Genomic DNA, 15,852 nt, shown 5'->3' with positions numbered 1-15,852 from the left:
TCGAATGGATGTTCTCCCTTGGACCTCGACGCGCTTACCGGCTGTCTCGCCAGCTCCGCCTGTCTGGTGACGCAAACCACCAGCGGCTTCATCATCGGCATGTTGCTGTTTCTCGTCGCCGTCGGGCTGACGCTGATCTTCGGCGTACTGAAGGTCGTCAACTTCAGCCACGGCGCCTTCTATATGTTCGGCGCCTATTTCGCGATGACGGCCTATCAGTTCTCCGGCAGTTTTGCGCTGGCGATGCTGTGTGGTGCGGCGGGTACCGCCATCCTCGGTCTCATCTTCGAACGCGTTTTCATGAGCCGGGTCTACGGCGCTGACGTGTTGATGCAGCTTCTCGTCTGCTACGCCTTCGTGCTGATCTTTGATGACGTGGTGCGGATGATCTGGGGGCCCGAGTTCAAATCGATGGGCATGCCGGCGGCGTTCCAGGTAGCGCCGCTGTTCATCGCCGGCGGGGTGGTGCCACCATACTATCTGCTCTTGATCGGTGTTGCGCTCGTGGCCGCCATGATCCTCGGCCTCGGCCTTGCCCGCACCAGGATCGGCAAGGTAATCCGGGCGGCCGCCCATAACCCGGGCATGGTATCCGCGCTCGGCATCAACACCGGCCTGATCTACGGCGGCGTGTTCGCGCTTGGCGGCATGCTGGCGGGACTGGCTGGGGCGCTCGCGGCGCCGGTGCGTTCGCTGACGCCCGGCATGGGATTTTCGGTGCTGATCGAATCCTTCATCGTCACCGTAATCGGCGGCATGGGCTCGATCCTCGGCGCGTTGATCGGGGCGCTCTTGATCGGCATGATCCGCTCGTTCGGTTCACTGGGCTTTCCGCTGTTTACCGAGGGGCTGATGTACCTGTTCATGGTGATCGTGCTGGTGTCGCGGCCGACCGGCCTGTTCGGCAAGGAGGTCGCATGACCGAATTGCAGGCCGAGCAGGCACTCGAGGTCCCCCATGAAGCAAAGACCCGGCGCAATCGGGATGCCGTGATCGCGCTTGCGGTCTTTGTCGTGCTGGCGCTGTTGCCGGCGGTCTTCAGCAGCAAATTGCTGCTCGACTTCGTGATCCGCTGCGCCGCCTACGGGCTGTTCGCGACGTCGCTCAACCTTCTGGTCGGTTACACCGGCCTGATTTCGTTTGGCCACGGCATGTTCTTCGGCCTCGGCGCCTACGGCTTCGGGTTGATGATGCAGAAGACCGGCGTTCCCGTCCCGGTGGCTTTCGTTGCAACGCTGGCGATCACGCTTGTCGTCGCCCTCGTCATTGGTGCCATCTGCGTGCGGCTGAAGGAAATCTATTTCGCCTTCGTAACACTGGCGTTCCAGATGCTGATCCACTCGACGATTCTGTCCTGGGTATCGCTGACCGGCGGCGATCAGGGATTGCGTGGTGGCATTCCGCGACCGCCATTTTTGGGCATTGATCTGTCGAACCAATTGCATCTCTATGTCGCGAGTTGCGCGTTGCTGGTGATCGGGCTGTTCTTGATGCATCGGATCGCACAGTCGCCGTTCGGCTACACGCTGCGCATGATCCGCGACAACGCAACGCGTGCGAGCTTCATCGGCATCGACGTCTGGCGTGCCAAGTTGACGATCTTTGTGCTCGCGGCGCTGTTCGCCTCGACCGGCGGGATCATCATGGCGCTATTCGTCTCGGGGGCCTATCCGGAATTCGCCTATTGGACCATTTCGGGCGAAGGCATCTTCATCAACATGCTCGGCGGCGTGACCACGTTCCTCGGGCCGATGGTCGGCACCGTGCTGCTTCTGATCCTCAACGACACCGTCACCCGCCTGACCGATTATCACGGCCTCGTGCTGGGGATCGTGATCCTGTTCTTTGCGATCGGCCTGCGGAAGGGCCTGATGGATTTCGTCGTCGAATGGTACGCGCAACGCCGTAACGGTGCCAGGGAGCGCGGCTAGCGATGCTGGAGATACGCTCCCTTTCCAAGTCGTTCGGCGGCGTCAAGGCGACGGACAATGTCACGCTGGATTTCGCGGACGGTTCGCTCACCGCCGTGATCGGCCCCAACGGCGCCGGCAAGAGCACTTTCTTCAACCTGATCACCGGCGCGCTGAAGCCCGACGCTGGCCAGATATTGCTCAACGGCCTCGACTTGGCCGGGCGCACGCCGCCTGAGATCGTTCGCCACGGCATCGGCCGTGCGTTCCAGGTCGCGAGCATCTTTCCGTCGCTGACGGTGCAGGAGACGATGCTGGCAGCGGTGTGCGCCGATCAGCGCAAAGCCGGCCTCCTGCACCGTCGCTTCCCGCTGGCGGAGACCCGCGACCGCGCCGAGCATGCGATGGAATTGCTGGGACTGGCCAGCAAGCGAAACCGCACCGCGGCGACGCTGTCGCATGGCGACCAGAAGCTGCTCGATATCGCACTCGCGCTGGTACTCGATCCCAAGGTGCTGCTGCTCGACGAGCCAACCGCCGGCATGGGCACTGAAGAACGCTGGCGCATGATCGAGAAGGTGAGAGAGCTCTGGGAGACGCAGAAGATCACGGTGGTGTTCATCGAGCACGACATGGATATCGTGTTCAAGATCGCGCCCGAGATCGTCGTGCTCTGCTACGGCCGCATACTTGCAACCGGCAAACCGGATGCGATCCGCCGGAATGAGGCGGTGATCGAGGCCTATCTCGGCACCGAACATCATGCGGGGATCACTGTATGAGTGCGCAGCCGGTCGTGCAGGTCGAAGACCTCGACGTCTATTACGGCACCAGCCAGATATTGTTCGGCGTCGGCCTGGCGGTGCGGCAGGGCGAGACGATGGCGCTGCTCGGCCGCAACGGCGCCGGCAAATCGACCACCATGAAGGCCATCATGGGGCTCGCGCCGGCCCGCCGCGGCACGGTCACCTTGCAAGGCAAGGTTGTCTCCGGGCTGAAGCCGCATCACATCGCGCGCGCCGGCCTCGGCTTCGTGCCGGAGGATCGCCAGATCTTTCCCGAACACACGGTCGAGGACAATCTGGTCATCGGGACAAAGAAGGGGCCGAACGGCGAGGACGAATGGCCGATCCGGCGCATTTACGAGGTGTTTCCGCTGCTGGAGCCGCTGCGGCATCGGATCGCGGGAAGGTTGTCGGGTGGCGAACAGCAGATGCTGGCGATCGCGCGCACGCTGATGGGCAATCCCGCATTGCTGCTGCTGGACGAGCCGAGCGAGGGGCTGGCGCCGATCATCGTGCAGCGGATCGGCGAACTCTTGCGGCAGCTCCGCGGCACCGGAGCCACCGTGCTGATCGCCGAGCAGAACATGCATTTTTGCCTTGGCCTTGCGAGCCACGCGACGGTTATCGACAAGGGCCAGATCGTCTACACATCCGGGATCGAAGAGCTGAAAGCCAACGAAAACATTCGGCAGCGCTATCTCGCGCTGTAGCTTTCGGCCTAGCACTATCGACGATCTGGTCGAGGCCGGCGCGGTGCGTCAGGTCAGGGGAGGCACGGCATGAGTACCGATCTGGTTGGTTATTCTGTATCTAGCAATATTGCCGAGATCATGCTGGATCGCCCGCCGGTCAATGCGCTCAGCATGGACCTGATCGACGCGCTGCTGGCGGCGCTTTCGAAGGCGAGGGACGACGAGGCGGCGCGCGCCGTTATCATCGGCAGTGCGCACAAGGTGTTTTGCGCCGGGCTCGATCTCGACATCGTCCGAGGCAAGCCTGGAATCGAGACCAAGAAGTTTCTCGAACGGCTGTATTTCGCGCTCAACGATATCCAGTATCGCATGGGTAAGCCGACGATTGCCGCAGTCGACGGCGCGGTTCGCGCCGGCGGCATGACGATTGCGATCTCCTGCGACATGATCATCGCGGGCGAAGGCTGTACCTTCGGCTATCCGGAGATCGATGTCGGGCTGATCCCGGCCATTCACTTCGTGCAACTGCCACGGCTGGTTGGCAAGCACCAGGCTTTTGGGCCGCTGTTCCTGGGCGAGCCTTTCGATGCGGCAACCGCCTTTCGCATGGGGTTGCTGAGTGAGGTCGTTCCGAAGGGAGCCGCGCTGGATCGGGCGCGGGAGATCGCGCGCAAGCTTGCGGCCAAATCACCCATCGTCATGAAGATCGGGCGCGATGCCTTCATGCGGGCGGTCGACGCCGATTTCCGCCGCTCGGTCGAAAATGCCGCCGAGAGCTTTGCACTCGTTGCAACGACGGAGGACTGTCAGGAAGGCTTGAATGCGTTCGTCGAGAAGCGAACGCCAAACTACAGGGGGCGCTGATGGCGGGATTGTATTTCGAGGAGTTCGAAGTCGGCCGCGAATTCCATCATGAGTTCAGCCGCACGGTGACCGAGATGGACAACACGCTGTTCAGTCTCCTGACCATGAATCCGCAGCCGCTGCATATCGATGCGCATTTCGCCGAGAATACCGAATTCGGCCAGCGGCTGTTCAACAGCCTCTATACGCTTGGCATCATGATCGGTATGAGCGTCTACGATACGACGCTCGGCACCACGATCGGCAATCTCGGCATGACCGATGTGAAATTTCCAAAACCGGTATTTCATGGCGATACGCTCAGGGCGCACACCAGGATCATTTCCAAGCGTGAGAGCAAGTCGCGGCCGAACCAGGGCATTGTCGAGTTTGAGCACACCATGACCAATCAGCGCGGCGAGGTGGTGGCAAGCTGCCGCCGAACTGGCCTGATGCATTGCAAACCGAAGGCGTAAACCGATGCGATCGTTCCTGTTCGTTCCCGGCGACAGCCTGCGTAAGTTCGAGAGCGCCAAGAAGACTGCGGCTGACGCGCTGATCCTCGACCTCGAGGACTCGATCGCGCCGGATGAGAAAGTCGGCGCGCGGCGGATCGTGCGCGAGATGCTCGACGCCCGGAATCCGAACCAGAAGATGTATGTCCGCGTCAACGCGCTCGATACCGGCTTGACGCTTGGCGACCTGGCCGCGGTCATGCCGGGCCGGCCAGACGGCATCGTGCTGCCGAAATGCGCCGGCGCTGCCGACGTGAACCGTCTGTCGCTGTATCTCGATGCCTTCGAGGCCGCCGCCGGGATTGAACAGGGATCGACGAGGATCGTCACCGTAGCGACGGAGACCGCAAGGGCGGTGCTCAAGCTGCTGGATTTCGAGAACATGAGCCCGCGCCTGTGGGGCATGATGTGGGGCGCCGAGGATCTCGCCGCGTCGCTCGGCGCGTCGCGCAACCGGACCGCCGGCCGCTTTCATGGTCCGTTCCTGCTGGCGCGCGATCTCTGCCTGATCAGCGCGGCCGCAGCCGGCGTCGTCGCCATCGATACCATCGCCACCGACATCAACGATCTCGACGCGCTCAGGGAAGAATCCATTGCCGCGCGGCAGGATGGGTTCCTTGCCAAGGCGGTGATCCATCCCAAGCACGTCGATGTCGTCAACGCCGCCTTCATGCCGACGGATGAGGAAATCGCCTGGTCGGAGAAGGTCGTGAAAGCGTTCAACGACAATCCGACGTCAGGTGTCGTGAAGATCGACGGCAAGATGATCGACAAGCCGCATCTGCGCGCCGCGGAGAAGATTCTGGCGTTGCGAGGACGGTAGCGCGCTCATCTGCGCAGCCCTTAACAAGGTATTGCCTTAACAAAGTATTGCCTTAACAAAGTGTTGCCATCGCGCCCTCAGCGCATATCCGCATCCTGTTTTCGGACCTAGTCGCACCGGGCGAATTGGTGTTTTTTACAACCTCGCCCGATTCGAAAATTGCTGCCTATCGAGATTGCCGTGACACCGCCCCCCGCCGCAGCCGCCAGGCTGGACAGCGCTCACCTGCCTTTGCCCGAAAAGAAGTCGACGATCCGCAAGGCGCCCGCGCGCGCCGATCGGCCGTTCAAGGGTATCGCGCTGGTGCTGGCCTCGACGGTGTTTCTCGGCGCCTCCGACGTCACGGCGAAATATCTGTCGGCGACCCTGCCGTCGATCGAGATCGCCTGGATCCGCTTCCTGGTGTTCGCGATGATCATGACGCCGGCGATGCTGCCGGGTTCCCCGCTCTATGCGCTGCAGACCAAACGCCGCGGCCTGCATCTGTTGCGCGGCGCAGCGCTGTTGGGCTCGTCGCTGTTCTTCATCTCCGGCCTGCGGTTTCTTCCCATTGCAGAAGCCTCCGCCACGGGTTTCGTCGCGCCGCTGTTCGTCACGGCGTTGTCGATCATCTTTCTCGGCGAGAAGGTCGGCCTGCGCCGCTGGATTGCGACCGGCGTCGGCCTCGTCGGCGTGCTGATCATCCTGCGTCCCGGCACTGGCGCGTTTCACCCCGCGGCGTTCTTTCCGCTGGTCTCGGCGCTGGCCTGGGCCTGCACGCTGATCATGACGCGGATGATGAGCGGCACCGAGCGCGCGATCACCACCATGACCTATTCGTCGATCGCGGGCCTGTTCATTCTCTCCGCGCTGGTGCCGTTCGTCTGGGTGACGCCGACCTGGCACGATATCGCCTTCGGCATCCTGATCGGTGTCGCATCGACCGCGGGGCAGTGGATCGTGGTGCTGGCGTTCCGCTACGCCGACGCCTCCGTGTTGGCGCCGTTTTCCTACACGCAATTGCTGTGGGTCAGCGTACTCGGCTTCCTGATCTTCGGCGAAGTCCCGGATGCCTACACGATCACCGGCGCCGCCTTCATCGTCGCCTCAGGCCTCTACACCGCCCATCGCGAACGCGTCCGCCGCTCGCAGCTTCTGACGGTCTCGGGCGAGTCGTCGCCCAACGCCTGATCCAGGTCACCCACAAGGCACCAGTTCCTACGCCGGCAAGGGCGTTGTACGCTATTCGTGGTGATCCTCCGTGCTAAGGTGAGCAAAATCACCGGGAGGATCCTTCGTGCGCGCAGCCATTTTCCGCAACGGGGAAATTGTCGTCGACGAGATGCCGGAGCCGAAACCCGGTGCCGGGCAGGTGCTGGTGAAGTCGCTGGCCTGCGGCATCTGCGGCTCCGACCTGCACGCGCGCAAGCACGCGCACCGCATGGTGGAGCTCGCCAGGCATTTTCCGGGCCGCAAGCCGATGGACCTTTCGCGCGATGTCGTGTTCGGCCATGAATTCTGCTGCGAGGTGCTGGACTATGGTCCCGGCACCACGGGCAAGTTCAAGGCGGGCACCAAGGTTTGCTCGCTGCCGGCGCTGCTGACCCCGGAAGGCCCGCAGGGTATCGGCTATTCCAACGACAATGTCGGTGCCTATGCCGAGCGCCTGCTGCTCAGCGAAGCACTGCTGCTCGAAGTTCCGAACGGCCTCGCCGCCGAGCACGCCGCGCTCACCGAGCCGCTCGCGGTCGGCGTTCATGCCGTGGCAAAAGCCAACATCAGGGGAGGCGAGGTGCCCTTGGTGATCGGCTGCGGCCCGGTCGGGCTCGCCGTCATTGCAGCGCTGAAGATCAGGGGATTGCACCCGATCGTGGCCGCCGATTACTCGCCGGCCCGCCGCGCGCTCGCCGAAAAGCTCGGCGCCGACGTCGTCGTCGATCCCGCACGCTCACAGCCCTACGCGACCTGGGCCGAGCATGCCCAGATGTCGCCGGAGGAAAAGGCCGCGCGCCCGCCGCTGCAGGCGCTGTTGCCGGCGCTGAAACCCGCGCTGATCTTCGAATGCGTCGGCGTGCCCGGCCTGATCCAGCAGGTGTTCGAAGGCGCGCCGCGGGATGCCCGCATTGTTGTGGTCGGCGTCTGCATGGAGACCGACCGCTCCGAGCCGATGCTCGGCATCCTGAAGGAGCTCAACGTTCAATACGTGCTCGGCTACACGCCGGAGGAATTCGCCTATTCGCTCCGCCTGATCGCGGAAGGGCAGGTGGACGCTGCCTCGATGGTGACCTCCACCGTCGGCATCGGCGGCGTCGCCAAGGCCTTTGCCGATCTCGCCAACCCGGGAGTGCACACCAAGATCATCGTCGAGCCGTGGCGGTGAGGGCCGTCTAGCAGGGTAGGGTGGGCAAAGGCGCGTAGCGCCGTGCCCACCATTCATCCACAATCTCGTTTGATGGTGGGCACGCTGCGCTTTGCCCACCCTACGGCACTACAATGCTACGGCGTCGGATGCTTCGGATATTCGAGCTGCATCGCGACGAAGTCGGCGGTATCCGTTCCGTAGCGCGCAGCAATGCCCGCAAGCGCGTTGTCCAGCGCTTCTGCCGGTTTCGCATTCTCGCTCGCCGGCAGCAATCGCGCCGCGGGCCAGCTCGCCGCAACCTGGTCGGGAATGATCCGCAAGCCGCCGCGACTGTGCTGCGCGCCGCCAGTGCTGGCGAACGTCACCGCCTGTGAGCGATAGGTCCGCGACCAGGCATCGGTGACGAGCGCCAGCGACACCTCGTCGACACCGCCCTTGAGTTCGATGCCGAGCTGCTCATGCGCCCAGAACGCGGCCGTATTGCGGATAGCCGTCAGCGCAAACGGGCGCGTGAACTTGAACGCGTCGCTCTGGTGGCGCGTATCCCACTCGGCGAGGCCGATCTCGCGGCCGACGGCGCGCGCCTTGTCAGGTCCGGCAATCGCCTCGATCAGCGTGAGCGACATCGGCATCGACGCCGTGATCCCAGTGGTCGTCGCCACGCCCTTGTCGACCACCAGCCGCCGGTCTCTGACATAACGCATGGTGGGATGCTTGCCGCGCAACTCCTTGACGGAATACCAGTGCGTGGTGGCCTGCTTGTCGTGCAGCAGCCCGGCATCGCCGACCACCTTGGCACCGACGCAGACGCCGATCACGATTGCACCCTTGGCCGACTGGCTCCGGATCCATTGCAGCGCCTCGGGATCGTCGTCGCGGCTCATGGCGGGGACGATGACATAGTCGGCGCCGTGAGAATGCTGTGCATCGAACTCCGCGATGGTCGCCTGCGGTTCGACCTTGAGCGTCGGATAGAGCGTCACCGGCCCCGGTTTCGTCGCCAGCGTGACGACATCGGCGACGTCGGCGCGCTTGAGGATGCCATAGGGCATCAGATAGTCGGTGGTCTCGGTGGCGTCGTTGATCCCGATGATGGCGATCAGCGGACGCTGCCGCTTCGGCGGCTTCAGCGCCGCGATCGTCGCATCACGCTCGTCTTGCGTGATCGCCGGCGGGGCCGCGGCCGAGGGCGCCGGTGGCAATGAGAAAATCCAAGCTCCGCCGACCACGGCGACAAGCGCGACTGCGCCGAGCGCGCTCCACAATACACGTCGCGAATTCATCGGTTTGCCGGCACGCGCCCTCACTCATATCGACCAACCACAGTCTACAGCCGCAGTGATCCGCCTGAAATGACGTAAATCCGGCGAAAACGGCCATGCGTCCAGGAATGTGAAATGACAGCGGCGACCTCGACGACGAAGTCCGCCTCAATCTCGTATCCCGGACGCGGTGCAGCGTGTCCCGGCGATGCGAAGCATCGTCCGGTACGCTGCGCCGCAGAGCCGGGACCCATTGTACCCGCGAGATGGACCCCGGCTCTGCAGCGCACCGCCGGAGTCGCGCAAAGCGCGATCCCGGACGCGCTGCGCAGCGTCCGGGGAACGCAAGCTGAGAGACTTTCACACAGCATGAACGGCGATCGCTGCCGCCGGGATCCTCCCGGTTTGCGGGAATGTCCATCCGGCCCAGTGGCCATTGTCTCATGCCGGGTGAGGCCGCAGCTTTGCGGGTGAGTGTCACGACCTCTGGACAAGGAGGGCTTCATGCCATCGGACAGACGTATGTTCCTGGGCGCAGGCCTCGGCGTCACCGCCGCGCTCGCTTCGCACGCCAGCGCCTTGGCAGCATCGGCGCAAGCGGTGTCGTCAGATGGTTCGCCTCTGCCTGCCAATGTCCGCCTCGAGCCGGAGGTTCGCGCCGCCGCGGCCCATGATTTTGGCCGCCTCATTCACCAGCAACCGCGCGGCGTGCTCAGGCCCGCATCGAGCGCCGACATTGCGGGCCTGATGCGCTGGGCCAGAGGCGCCGATGTCAAGGTGGCGGCGCGCGGTCAGGGCCACTCGATCTATGGCCGCTCGCTGTCCGCGGACGGCGTCGTGGTCGATATGAGCGCGATGAACGCAATCCGCGAGATCCAGCACGATCGCGTCGTGGTCGACGCCGGCGCAGTATGGCGAGATCTGCTTGACGCAACCTTGGCGCAGGGACTCACGCCGCCGGTGCTGACCAACTATCTCGGTCTATCGGTCGGAGGAACGATCGCGGTGGGCGGCATCGGAGCGACGTCATCCCGGCATGGCATGCAAACCGACAACGTCATCGCGCTGGACGTGGTGACGGGCGATGGCAATGAACTGAGTTGCTCGGCGGACAGTAACGCCGATCTCTTCGACGGCGTCCGCGCCGGCCTGGGCCAATGCGGCATCGTTACTCGGGCAACACTGCGCCTGGTGCGCGCTCCCGAGCGTATCAGGCGCATTCAGCTCTTCTACCGCGATTTGCGCTTCCTGATGGCGGACCAGCGGCGCGTGCTGACGGAAGGGCGCTTCGACCAGTTGCAGGGGGCCATTCTTCCCGATGGCAGCGGCGGTTGGCGGTACCAGCTCGACGGCGCGATCCCTTATAGCAGCGGCTCGGCCCCCGATGACAAGGCGGTGCTTTCCGGATTGTCGGATGAGCGCGGCGCCGCCGTCATCACTGACCTGACCTATCGCGAGGATGCCCTGGCGTTTGGAAAATTTGAAAATCTGCTGCGCTCCAAAGGCCAATGGTCCAATCCGCAGCCCTGGTTGTTGACGTTCCTGCGCGGCAGCAACGCCGAACGGGTCGCCGGCGATATTCTGGCTGGCCTGAAGGGCGATGCCGTTGGGCCGTTCGGGCGGATAACTCTCTACCCTTTGCTCACGAGAGCGTTTCGCACGCCGCTGGTTCGCCTGCCGAAGGAAGACATGGTCTTCGTCTTCAATCTCATTCGCATCCCCGCATCAAACGATGCGGCGGCGGCAGAGCGGATGGTTGCGGCAAATCGTACGCTCTACGATCGCATTCGCGAAGCTGGCGGCGTTCAGTATCCGGTCGGTGCCTTCGCCATGTCGCCTGGCGATTGGGAGGTTCACTTCGGATCAAGCTGGCCGCAGCTTCGTGAAGCCAAGCGGCGCTACGATCCACAACATCTGCTGGCGCCGGGATATAATGTATTCTGACGTGCTAAGCTAAAGCAGATCGGTCTTCAGGCTGCTCGCCAGAAAATCCACGAACCGCCGGACGCGCGCCAGCGGCGCCCGTGTCGGCGGCCAGACCAACTGAATCTGCATTCCCTCGGCTTCAAATTCCGGCAGCACGATCGCGAGCGCGCCCTGCGCGACGAGATCGCTGATCTGCCACAGCGGCAGCCGGGCGAGGCCGGTGCCTTCGCGCGCGGCAGCCCGGATCGAAGCGGCGCTGTTCGAACGAAAGCGGCCGTGCACCCTGATCGACTGCAGCCGGCCGTCGATCCGAAACGGCCATTTGTCGATCACCTCGGCGCCGGCCCGCAGGATGCAGGCGTGCCGCTCGAGATCGCCTGGGTGCTGCGGCCGGCCATGTTCGGCGAAATAAGACGGCGCGCCAACGATGACCACGCGCAGCGTGTGCAAGCGGCGGGCGATCAGGGATTCATCGGCGGAGTCGCCGATCCGCACGGCAATATCGAGGCCATCAGCAACGAGATCGACCTGCTCGTCGGAGGCGCGAAGCTCGACATCCACGTTCGGATAGAGCTTTAGAAAGCGGCTGACGATCGGCGCCACGTAGGATGACGCAAACAGAATGGGCGCGCCGATTTTCAACGGTCCCAGAATTTCGCCGCGCAGGTTGGCTGCCTCGGCCCGCGCCTCGATGATTTCTGCAACCGCCGGCTTGATGCGTTCGTAAAACACCCGCCCGGCCTCGGTTGGCTCCGACCGTCGCGTAGTGCGTTTGACGAGCTCGACGCCGAGCGCGCGCTCCAGCGCCATCAGGGACCGGTTGAGGGATTGCAACGGTCGCCGAAGATGACGTGAAGCCGCCGCCTGGCTGCCCTTCTCGATGACCGCCAGGAAGGCTTCGAGATCGTCCAACCGTTCCAATTCGATATGCCGCGTCTGATATACCGCCCCTTGGGAAGGTGGATCGAACATCCAGTAATTGCAAGGTCGGCGGCGGAGGCAGGCAAATCACTTCTGATTTTCAGAAATCGTGTCAAGCCCGGGAATCGAAAATATTCCGCTTCACGCGAGAGGCAAATCAGCCGCATATTTCCGCCCGTCTCACCCATTGAGGGGCGCTCGCGATCGTCACGAACGTGCGGTGAGATGCGATGGACGCGGAATGCGCAAGACGTAGGCGCAGGAAGCGTACGGCGAAGTCGTGTGGTTCGGGCGCCGCGGTGCTGGCGCTAAGCTGCGTGAAACTGTTTGCGCAGCGACGGAGGCAAAAGAGCCGTTCTCCGGGAAGAGCACGAAGTAAGCCGTAAAGCCATTGCGCAGGGAAGGCCGGGATGCTCCCGCTGTACCTGTATGCTCGTGTGCGTGTTCTTTATGCGCAATGGCACACGAGACCGCGGGTGCAGCAAGCACCCGGTCTTCCCTGCGCCCTCTGAATGAGGAGGGCGGGAAGCTGAGAGCAAAGCTCGGACACAGTGTGTCGCGAGAACGTTGCCTCATATTCAGTCGTCATCCCCCGCGAAAGCGGGGGATCCAGTATTCCAGAGACATCGATGATAGAACCGAGAAGCCGCGGCGTACTGGATCCCCGCCGGAGCCTGTCATCGGGCGCGCATTCGCGCGACCCGTTGGCGGGGATGACAGTCGAGTGTGCGTCGCCTCCATCGTCATTGCGCGCGAGCGATGTCACACCGGCAGCGCGATCGAATACTTCACCTGGCTCAACGCAAAACTCGACTCGATCGAAGCGATGCCGTCGAGCCGCGTCAGCTTGGTCTTCAGGAACGCTTCATAGGAGGAGAGGTCGGCCGCCACGACGCGCAGGAGGTAATCGCGATTGCCCGTCATCAGATAGCACTCCAGCACCTCGTCCCATTTCGAGATCGCCTTGGCAAACCGGTTGAGGTCTTCCTCCTTCTGCCGCGCCAGCTTGATCGAGATGAAGACGCTGACATGGAGCCCCAACGATTTCTGGTCGACGGTCGCGATGTAGCGGGTGATGACGCCGCGTTCTTCCAAAAGCTTGACGCGGCGGTGGCAGGGCGACACCGACAGGCCGACCTTGTCGGCAAGCTCCTGCATGGTCATGCGGCTGTCGGACTGCAGCAGGGCAAGGATCTTGCGGTCGATGGCATCGAGGGAGGGCATTGGGATGAACTCGGGGTTTGGAGGCGGATTGTGGGAAACTATCCCAATATTGGGCGGGATGTCGCAGGAAATTGAGAATTTTGGCAGCCCTCCGCCCGCTAAAATCGGCGCATACTGAACGCCTCCGGAGCATGGCCATGCCGATCGAGCCCGCACGCCTGGAAATGCTGACCGCGCTGGCGCGCAAGGTTTTGTGGCTGTCGTCATGGACCATCCATCACGCCAATCACGTCAGGCCTAACGTCGACGGCTTGAAGGTCGGTGGCCATCAGGCCTCATCCGCCTCGCTCGCCAACATCATGTCGGCGCTGTACTTCTCCGTGCTACGGCCGCAGGACCGCGTCGCGGTGAAGCCGCATGCGAGCCCGGTGTTTCACGTCATCCAGTATCTGTTCGGCCACCAGACCCGCGACAAGCTGGAAAATTTCCGCGGCTTCAAGGGCGCGCAATCCTATCCGTCGCGCACCAAGGATGCCGACGACGTCGATTTCTCCACCGGCTCGGTCGGTCTCGGCGTCGCGCAAACCCTGTTCTCCTCGCTGGTGCAGGATTACGTCACTGCCCACGGCTGGATGAAGGAGCGCCCCGAGGGGCGGATGATTGCGCTCGTCGGTGACGCCGAGATGGACGAGGGCAATATTTTCGAGGCGCTGCTCGAGGGCTGGAAGCATGCGCTGCGCAACACCTGGTGGGTGGTCGATTACAACCGCCAGAGCCTCGATGCGGTCGTCCGTGAAGGGCTGTGGGCGAAGTTCGAGACGATGTTTCGCAATTTCGGCTGGGAGGTCGTGATCGTGAAATACGGCCGCCTGATGCAGGCGGCATTCGCCGAGCCCGGCGGCGAGGCCTTGCGGCGCTGGATCGACAATTGCCCGAACCAGATGTACGCCGCGCTGTGCTTCCAGGGCGGCGCAGCGTTCCGCAAGCACTTGCAGGACGACATCGGCGATCAGGGGCAGGTCTCGCAACTGATCGACCGCCGCAGCGACGACGAATTGCTGGCGCTGATGTCCAATCTCGGCGGCCACGACATGGCTAGCATGATCGAGGCGTTTGAATCCATCGATGACGATCGGCCCGTCTGCTTCATCGCCTACACCATCAAGGGCGTCGGCCTGCCGATGCAGGGCCACAAGGACAACCATGCGGGCCTGATGACGGTGGCGCAGATGGAGAAGTGGCGCGCCGCGCAGAACATCCGCCCCGGCCATGAATGGGACAAGTTCGAAGGCCTGTCGCAGTCGCCGGCCGAACTCGAAGCATTTTTGGCGGCAGCGCCCTTCAACCAGGAAGGCCGCCGCCGGCTGACCGCGCCTGACATCGAGGTGCCCGAGCGGCTTGCCTTCAAGCCGGCGGCGCAGATGTCGACACAGCAGGGTTTTGGGCTGGTGCTCAATGAACTCGCGCGCGGCGATACCGAACTGGCCGCGCGCATCGTAACCGCATCGCCTGATGTCACCGTCTCGACCAATCTCGGTGCCTGGGTCAACCGTCGCGGGCTGTTCGCCAAAGCCGAAAACCACGACCTGTTCCGGCAGGAGAAGATCCCGTCCGCCTACACCTGGGAGTTCTCGCCGAAGGGGCAGCACCTCGAGCTCGGCATCGCCGAAATGAATCTGTTCATCATGCTGTCGGCGCTCGGCCTGTCGCATCAGATCAACGGCGAGCGGCTGCTGCCAGTCGGCACGTTGTACGATCCCTTCATCGAGCGCGGCCTCGATGCGCTGAACTATGCCTGTTATCAGGACGCGCGCTTCATGGTGGTGGCGACGCCATCCGGCATCACGCTGGCGCCGGAAGGCGGCGCGCATCAGTCGATCGCGACGCCCTTGATCGGCATGGCGCAGGACGGGCTGGCTTCGTTCGAGCCGGCCTTCGTCGATGAACTTGCCGTGATCATGGGGTGGGGCTTCCGCCATATGCAGCGCGAAGACGGCGAGGGCGGTTCAGTCTATCTGCGGCTGTCGACCCGCACGGTCGACCAGCCGCAGCGCATCATGACTCCGGCCCTGCAGAGCGACATCACCGCGGGCGCTTACTGGCTGCGTGAGCCAGGCGCCAATTGCGATATCGTGATCGCCTATACCGGCGCGGTCGCCCCCGAGGCGATCGAGGCGGTGGGCTTGATCGGCGAAAGCCACCGCGATGTCGGTTTACTGGCGGTAACCTCCGCCGACCGGCTGCATGCGGGTTGGTCCGCCGCGCGGAACTTGCGCCGTGACCGCCGTGGCATCCAGCATCTCAGCCATATCGAAAAGCTGCTGGCGCCGCTGTCGCGCGATTGCGGCCTCGTCACCGTGATCGACGGCCACCCGGCCGCGCTCGGCTGGCTCGGCAGCGTCCGCGGCCACCGCACTGAAGCGCTCGGCGTCGAGCAGTTCGGCCAGACCGGCACGATTGGCGACCTCTACCGCCACTACGGCATCGACGCCAACGCCATCATCGACGCCGCCGAAAGCCTCACCGTAGGAGCGCCGGTGCGGCATCGGAAGATGGCGGTGTAGCCGTCGTTTATAACCGTCGTCCCATAACCACAGGGGGTAGTTGCGTCAGGAAGTATCTGCCAGCGTGGCCAAAGATAGGCCGCGGCGTATGGGTCCCTGCGTTCGC

Annotated in this window: 14 protein-coding genes; 11 read left to right on the top strand and 3 right to left on the bottom strand. The window is 63.5% G+C overall.

The window, feature by feature from the left end:
- Window positions 1–18 precede the first annotated feature (18 nt).
- From LMTR3_RS05930 to LMTR3_RS05890, 9 genes are all read left to right on the top strand, one after another.
- The gene (locus LMTR3_RS05930) at window positions 19–921 is read left to right on the top strand and encodes a branched-chain amino acid ABC transporter permease (RefSeq protein ID WP_065744148.1); all 903 of its coding nucleotides are present in this window, start codon (window positions 19–21) and stop codon (window positions 919–921) included.
- Window positions 918–1,931: a branched-chain amino acid ABC transporter permease gene (locus LMTR3_RS05925; protein ID WP_065744147.1), complete on the top strand. Its 1,014-nt coding sequence runs from the start codon at window positions 918–920 to the stop codon at window positions 1,929–1,931. The genes LMTR3_RS05930 and LMTR3_RS05925 overlap by 4 nt, the downstream gene beginning before the upstream one ends.
- Window positions 1,932–1,933: 2 nt before the next feature.
- Entirely contained in the window at window positions 1,934–2,692 is a 759-nt protein-coding gene (locus LMTR3_RS05920; protein ID WP_065744146.1) for an ABC transporter ATP-binding protein, read from the top strand.
- Entirely contained in the window at window positions 2,689–3,405 is a 717-nt protein-coding gene (locus LMTR3_RS05915; protein WP_065744145.1) for an ABC transporter ATP-binding protein, read from the top strand. Before LMTR3_RS05920 ends, LMTR3_RS05915 begins: the two co-directional genes overlap by 4 nt.
- A 69-nt stretch (window positions 3,406–3,474) precedes the next feature.
- Window positions 3,475–4,251: an enoyl-CoA hydratase/isomerase family protein gene (locus tag LMTR3_RS05910; protein ID WP_065744144.1), complete on the top strand. Its 777-nt coding sequence runs from the start codon at window positions 3,475–3,477 to the stop codon at window positions 4,249–4,251.
- A complete protein-coding gene (locus tag LMTR3_RS05905; RefSeq protein WP_065744143.1) occupies window positions 4,251–4,706 on the top strand; it encodes a MaoC family dehydratase in 456 nt (151 codons plus the stop codon). The genes LMTR3_RS05910 and LMTR3_RS05905 overlap by 1 nt, the downstream gene beginning before the upstream one ends.
- A gap of 4 nt (window positions 4,707–4,710) precedes the next feature.
- A complete protein-coding gene (locus LMTR3_RS05900) occupies window positions 4,711–5,568 on the top strand; it encodes an HpcH/HpaI aldolase/citrate lyase family protein (protein WP_065744142.1) in 858 nt (285 codons plus the stop codon).
- Window positions 5,569–5,793: 225 nt separating this feature from the next.
- Complete coding sequence (locus LMTR3_RS05895; protein ID WP_065744183.1) at window positions 5,794–6,738, top strand: DMT family transporter; 945 nt, start codon at window positions 5,794–5,796, stop codon at window positions 6,736–6,738.
- 106 nt (window positions 6,739–6,844) lie between these two features.
- Window positions 6,845–7,927, top strand: coding sequence for a zinc-binding dehydrogenase (locus LMTR3_RS05890; RefSeq protein ID WP_065744141.1), 1,083 nt, complete (start codon window positions 6,845–6,847; stop codon window positions 7,925–7,927).
- A 116-nt stretch (window positions 7,928–8,043) separates the two neighbouring features.
- Here the strand turns inward: LMTR3_RS05890 and LMTR3_RS05885 are convergent, their stop codons facing one another.
- Complete coding sequence (locus LMTR3_RS05885; RefSeq protein WP_065744140.1) at window positions 8,044–9,192, bottom strand: DJ-1/PfpI family protein; 1,149 nt, start codon at window positions 9,190–9,192, stop codon at window positions 8,044–8,046.
- 483 nt (window positions 9,193–9,675) lie between these two features.
- Here LMTR3_RS05885 and LMTR3_RS05880 point away from each other — a divergent pair, with 483 nt between their 5' ends.
- Window positions 9,676–11,115 carry an FAD-binding protein gene (locus LMTR3_RS05880; protein ID WP_065744139.1) on the top strand — a complete coding sequence of 480 codons (1,440 nt, stop codon included), beginning with the start codon at window positions 9,676–9,678 and terminating at the stop codon, window positions 11,113–11,115.
- A gap of 9 nt (window positions 11,116–11,124) precedes the next feature.
- Here LMTR3_RS05880 and LMTR3_RS05875 read toward each other — a convergent pair whose 3' ends face one another.
- Together LMTR3_RS05875 and LMTR3_RS05870 are read right to left on the bottom strand one after the other, a co-directional pair.
- Window positions 11,125–12,018, bottom strand: coding sequence for a LysR family transcriptional regulator (locus tag LMTR3_RS05875; protein ID WP_065744182.1), 894 nt, complete (start codon window positions 12,016–12,018; stop codon window positions 11,125–11,127).
- Between the two features lie 762 nt (window positions 12,019–12,780).
- The gene (locus LMTR3_RS05870; protein ID WP_057844495.1) at window positions 12,781–13,242 is read right to left on the bottom strand and encodes an Lrp/AsnC family transcriptional regulator; all 462 of its coding nucleotides are present in this window, start codon (window positions 13,240–13,242) and stop codon (window positions 12,781–12,783) included.
- Window positions 13,243–13,379: 137 nt separating this feature from the next.
- Here LMTR3_RS05870 and LMTR3_RS05865 point away from each other — a divergent pair, with 137 nt between their 5' ends.
- Window positions 13,380–15,746: a thiamine pyrophosphate-binding protein gene (locus LMTR3_RS05865; RefSeq protein ID WP_065744181.1), complete on the top strand. Its 2,367-nt coding sequence runs from the start codon at window positions 13,380–13,382 to the stop codon at window positions 15,744–15,746.
- Window positions 15,747–15,852: the final 106 nt, after the last annotated feature.

The sequence above is a fragment of the Bradyrhizobium sp. LMTR 3 genome (assembly GCF_001693485.1).
GTDB lineage: Bacteria > Pseudomonadota > Alphaproteobacteria > Rhizobiales > Xanthobacteraceae > Bradyrhizobium.
This window is presented reverse-complemented; position numbering and strand designations above follow the sequence as displayed.

Excerpts from the sequence above, each read along its gene's own strand:
- LMTR3_RS05915 (WP_065744145.1), top strand. The coding sequence starts at position 2,689 with ATGAGTGCGCAGCCGGTCGTGCAGGTCGAAGACCTCGACGTCTATTAC.
- LMTR3_RS05910 (WP_065744144.1), top strand. The coding sequence starts at position 3,475 with ATGAGTACCGATCTGGTTGGTTATTCTGTATCTAGCAATATTGCCGAG.
- LMTR3_RS05870 (WP_057844495.1), bottom strand. The coding sequence starts at position 13,242 with ATGCCCTCCCTCGATGCCATCGACCGCAAGATCCTTGCCCTGCTGCAG.
- LMTR3_RS05885 (WP_065744140.1), bottom strand. The coding sequence starts at position 9,192 with ATGAATTCGCGACGTGTATTGTGGAGCGCGCTCGGCGCAGTCGCGCTT.
- LMTR3_RS05905 (WP_065744143.1), top strand. The coding sequence starts at position 4,251 with ATGGCGGGATTGTATTTCGAGGAGTTCGAAGTCGGCCGCGAATTCCAT.
- LMTR3_RS05925 (WP_065744147.1), top strand. The coding sequence starts at position 918 with ATGACCGAATTGCAGGCCGAGCAGGCACTCGAGGTCCCCCATGAAGCA.
- LMTR3_RS05880 (WP_065744139.1), top strand. The coding sequence starts at position 9,676 with ATGCCATCGGACAGACGTATGTTCCTGGGCGCAGGCCTCGGCGTCACC.
- LMTR3_RS05920 (WP_065744146.1), top strand. The coding sequence starts at position 1,934 with ATGCTGGAGATACGCTCCCTTTCCAAGTCGTTCGGCGGCGTCAAGGCG.
- LMTR3_RS05865 (WP_065744181.1), top strand. The coding sequence starts at position 13,380 with ATGCCGATCGAGCCCGCACGCCTGGAAATGCTGACCGCGCTGGCGCGC.
- LMTR3_RS05900 (WP_065744142.1), top strand. The coding sequence starts at position 4,711 with ATGCGATCGTTCCTGTTCGTTCCCGGCGACAGCCTGCGTAAGTTCGAG.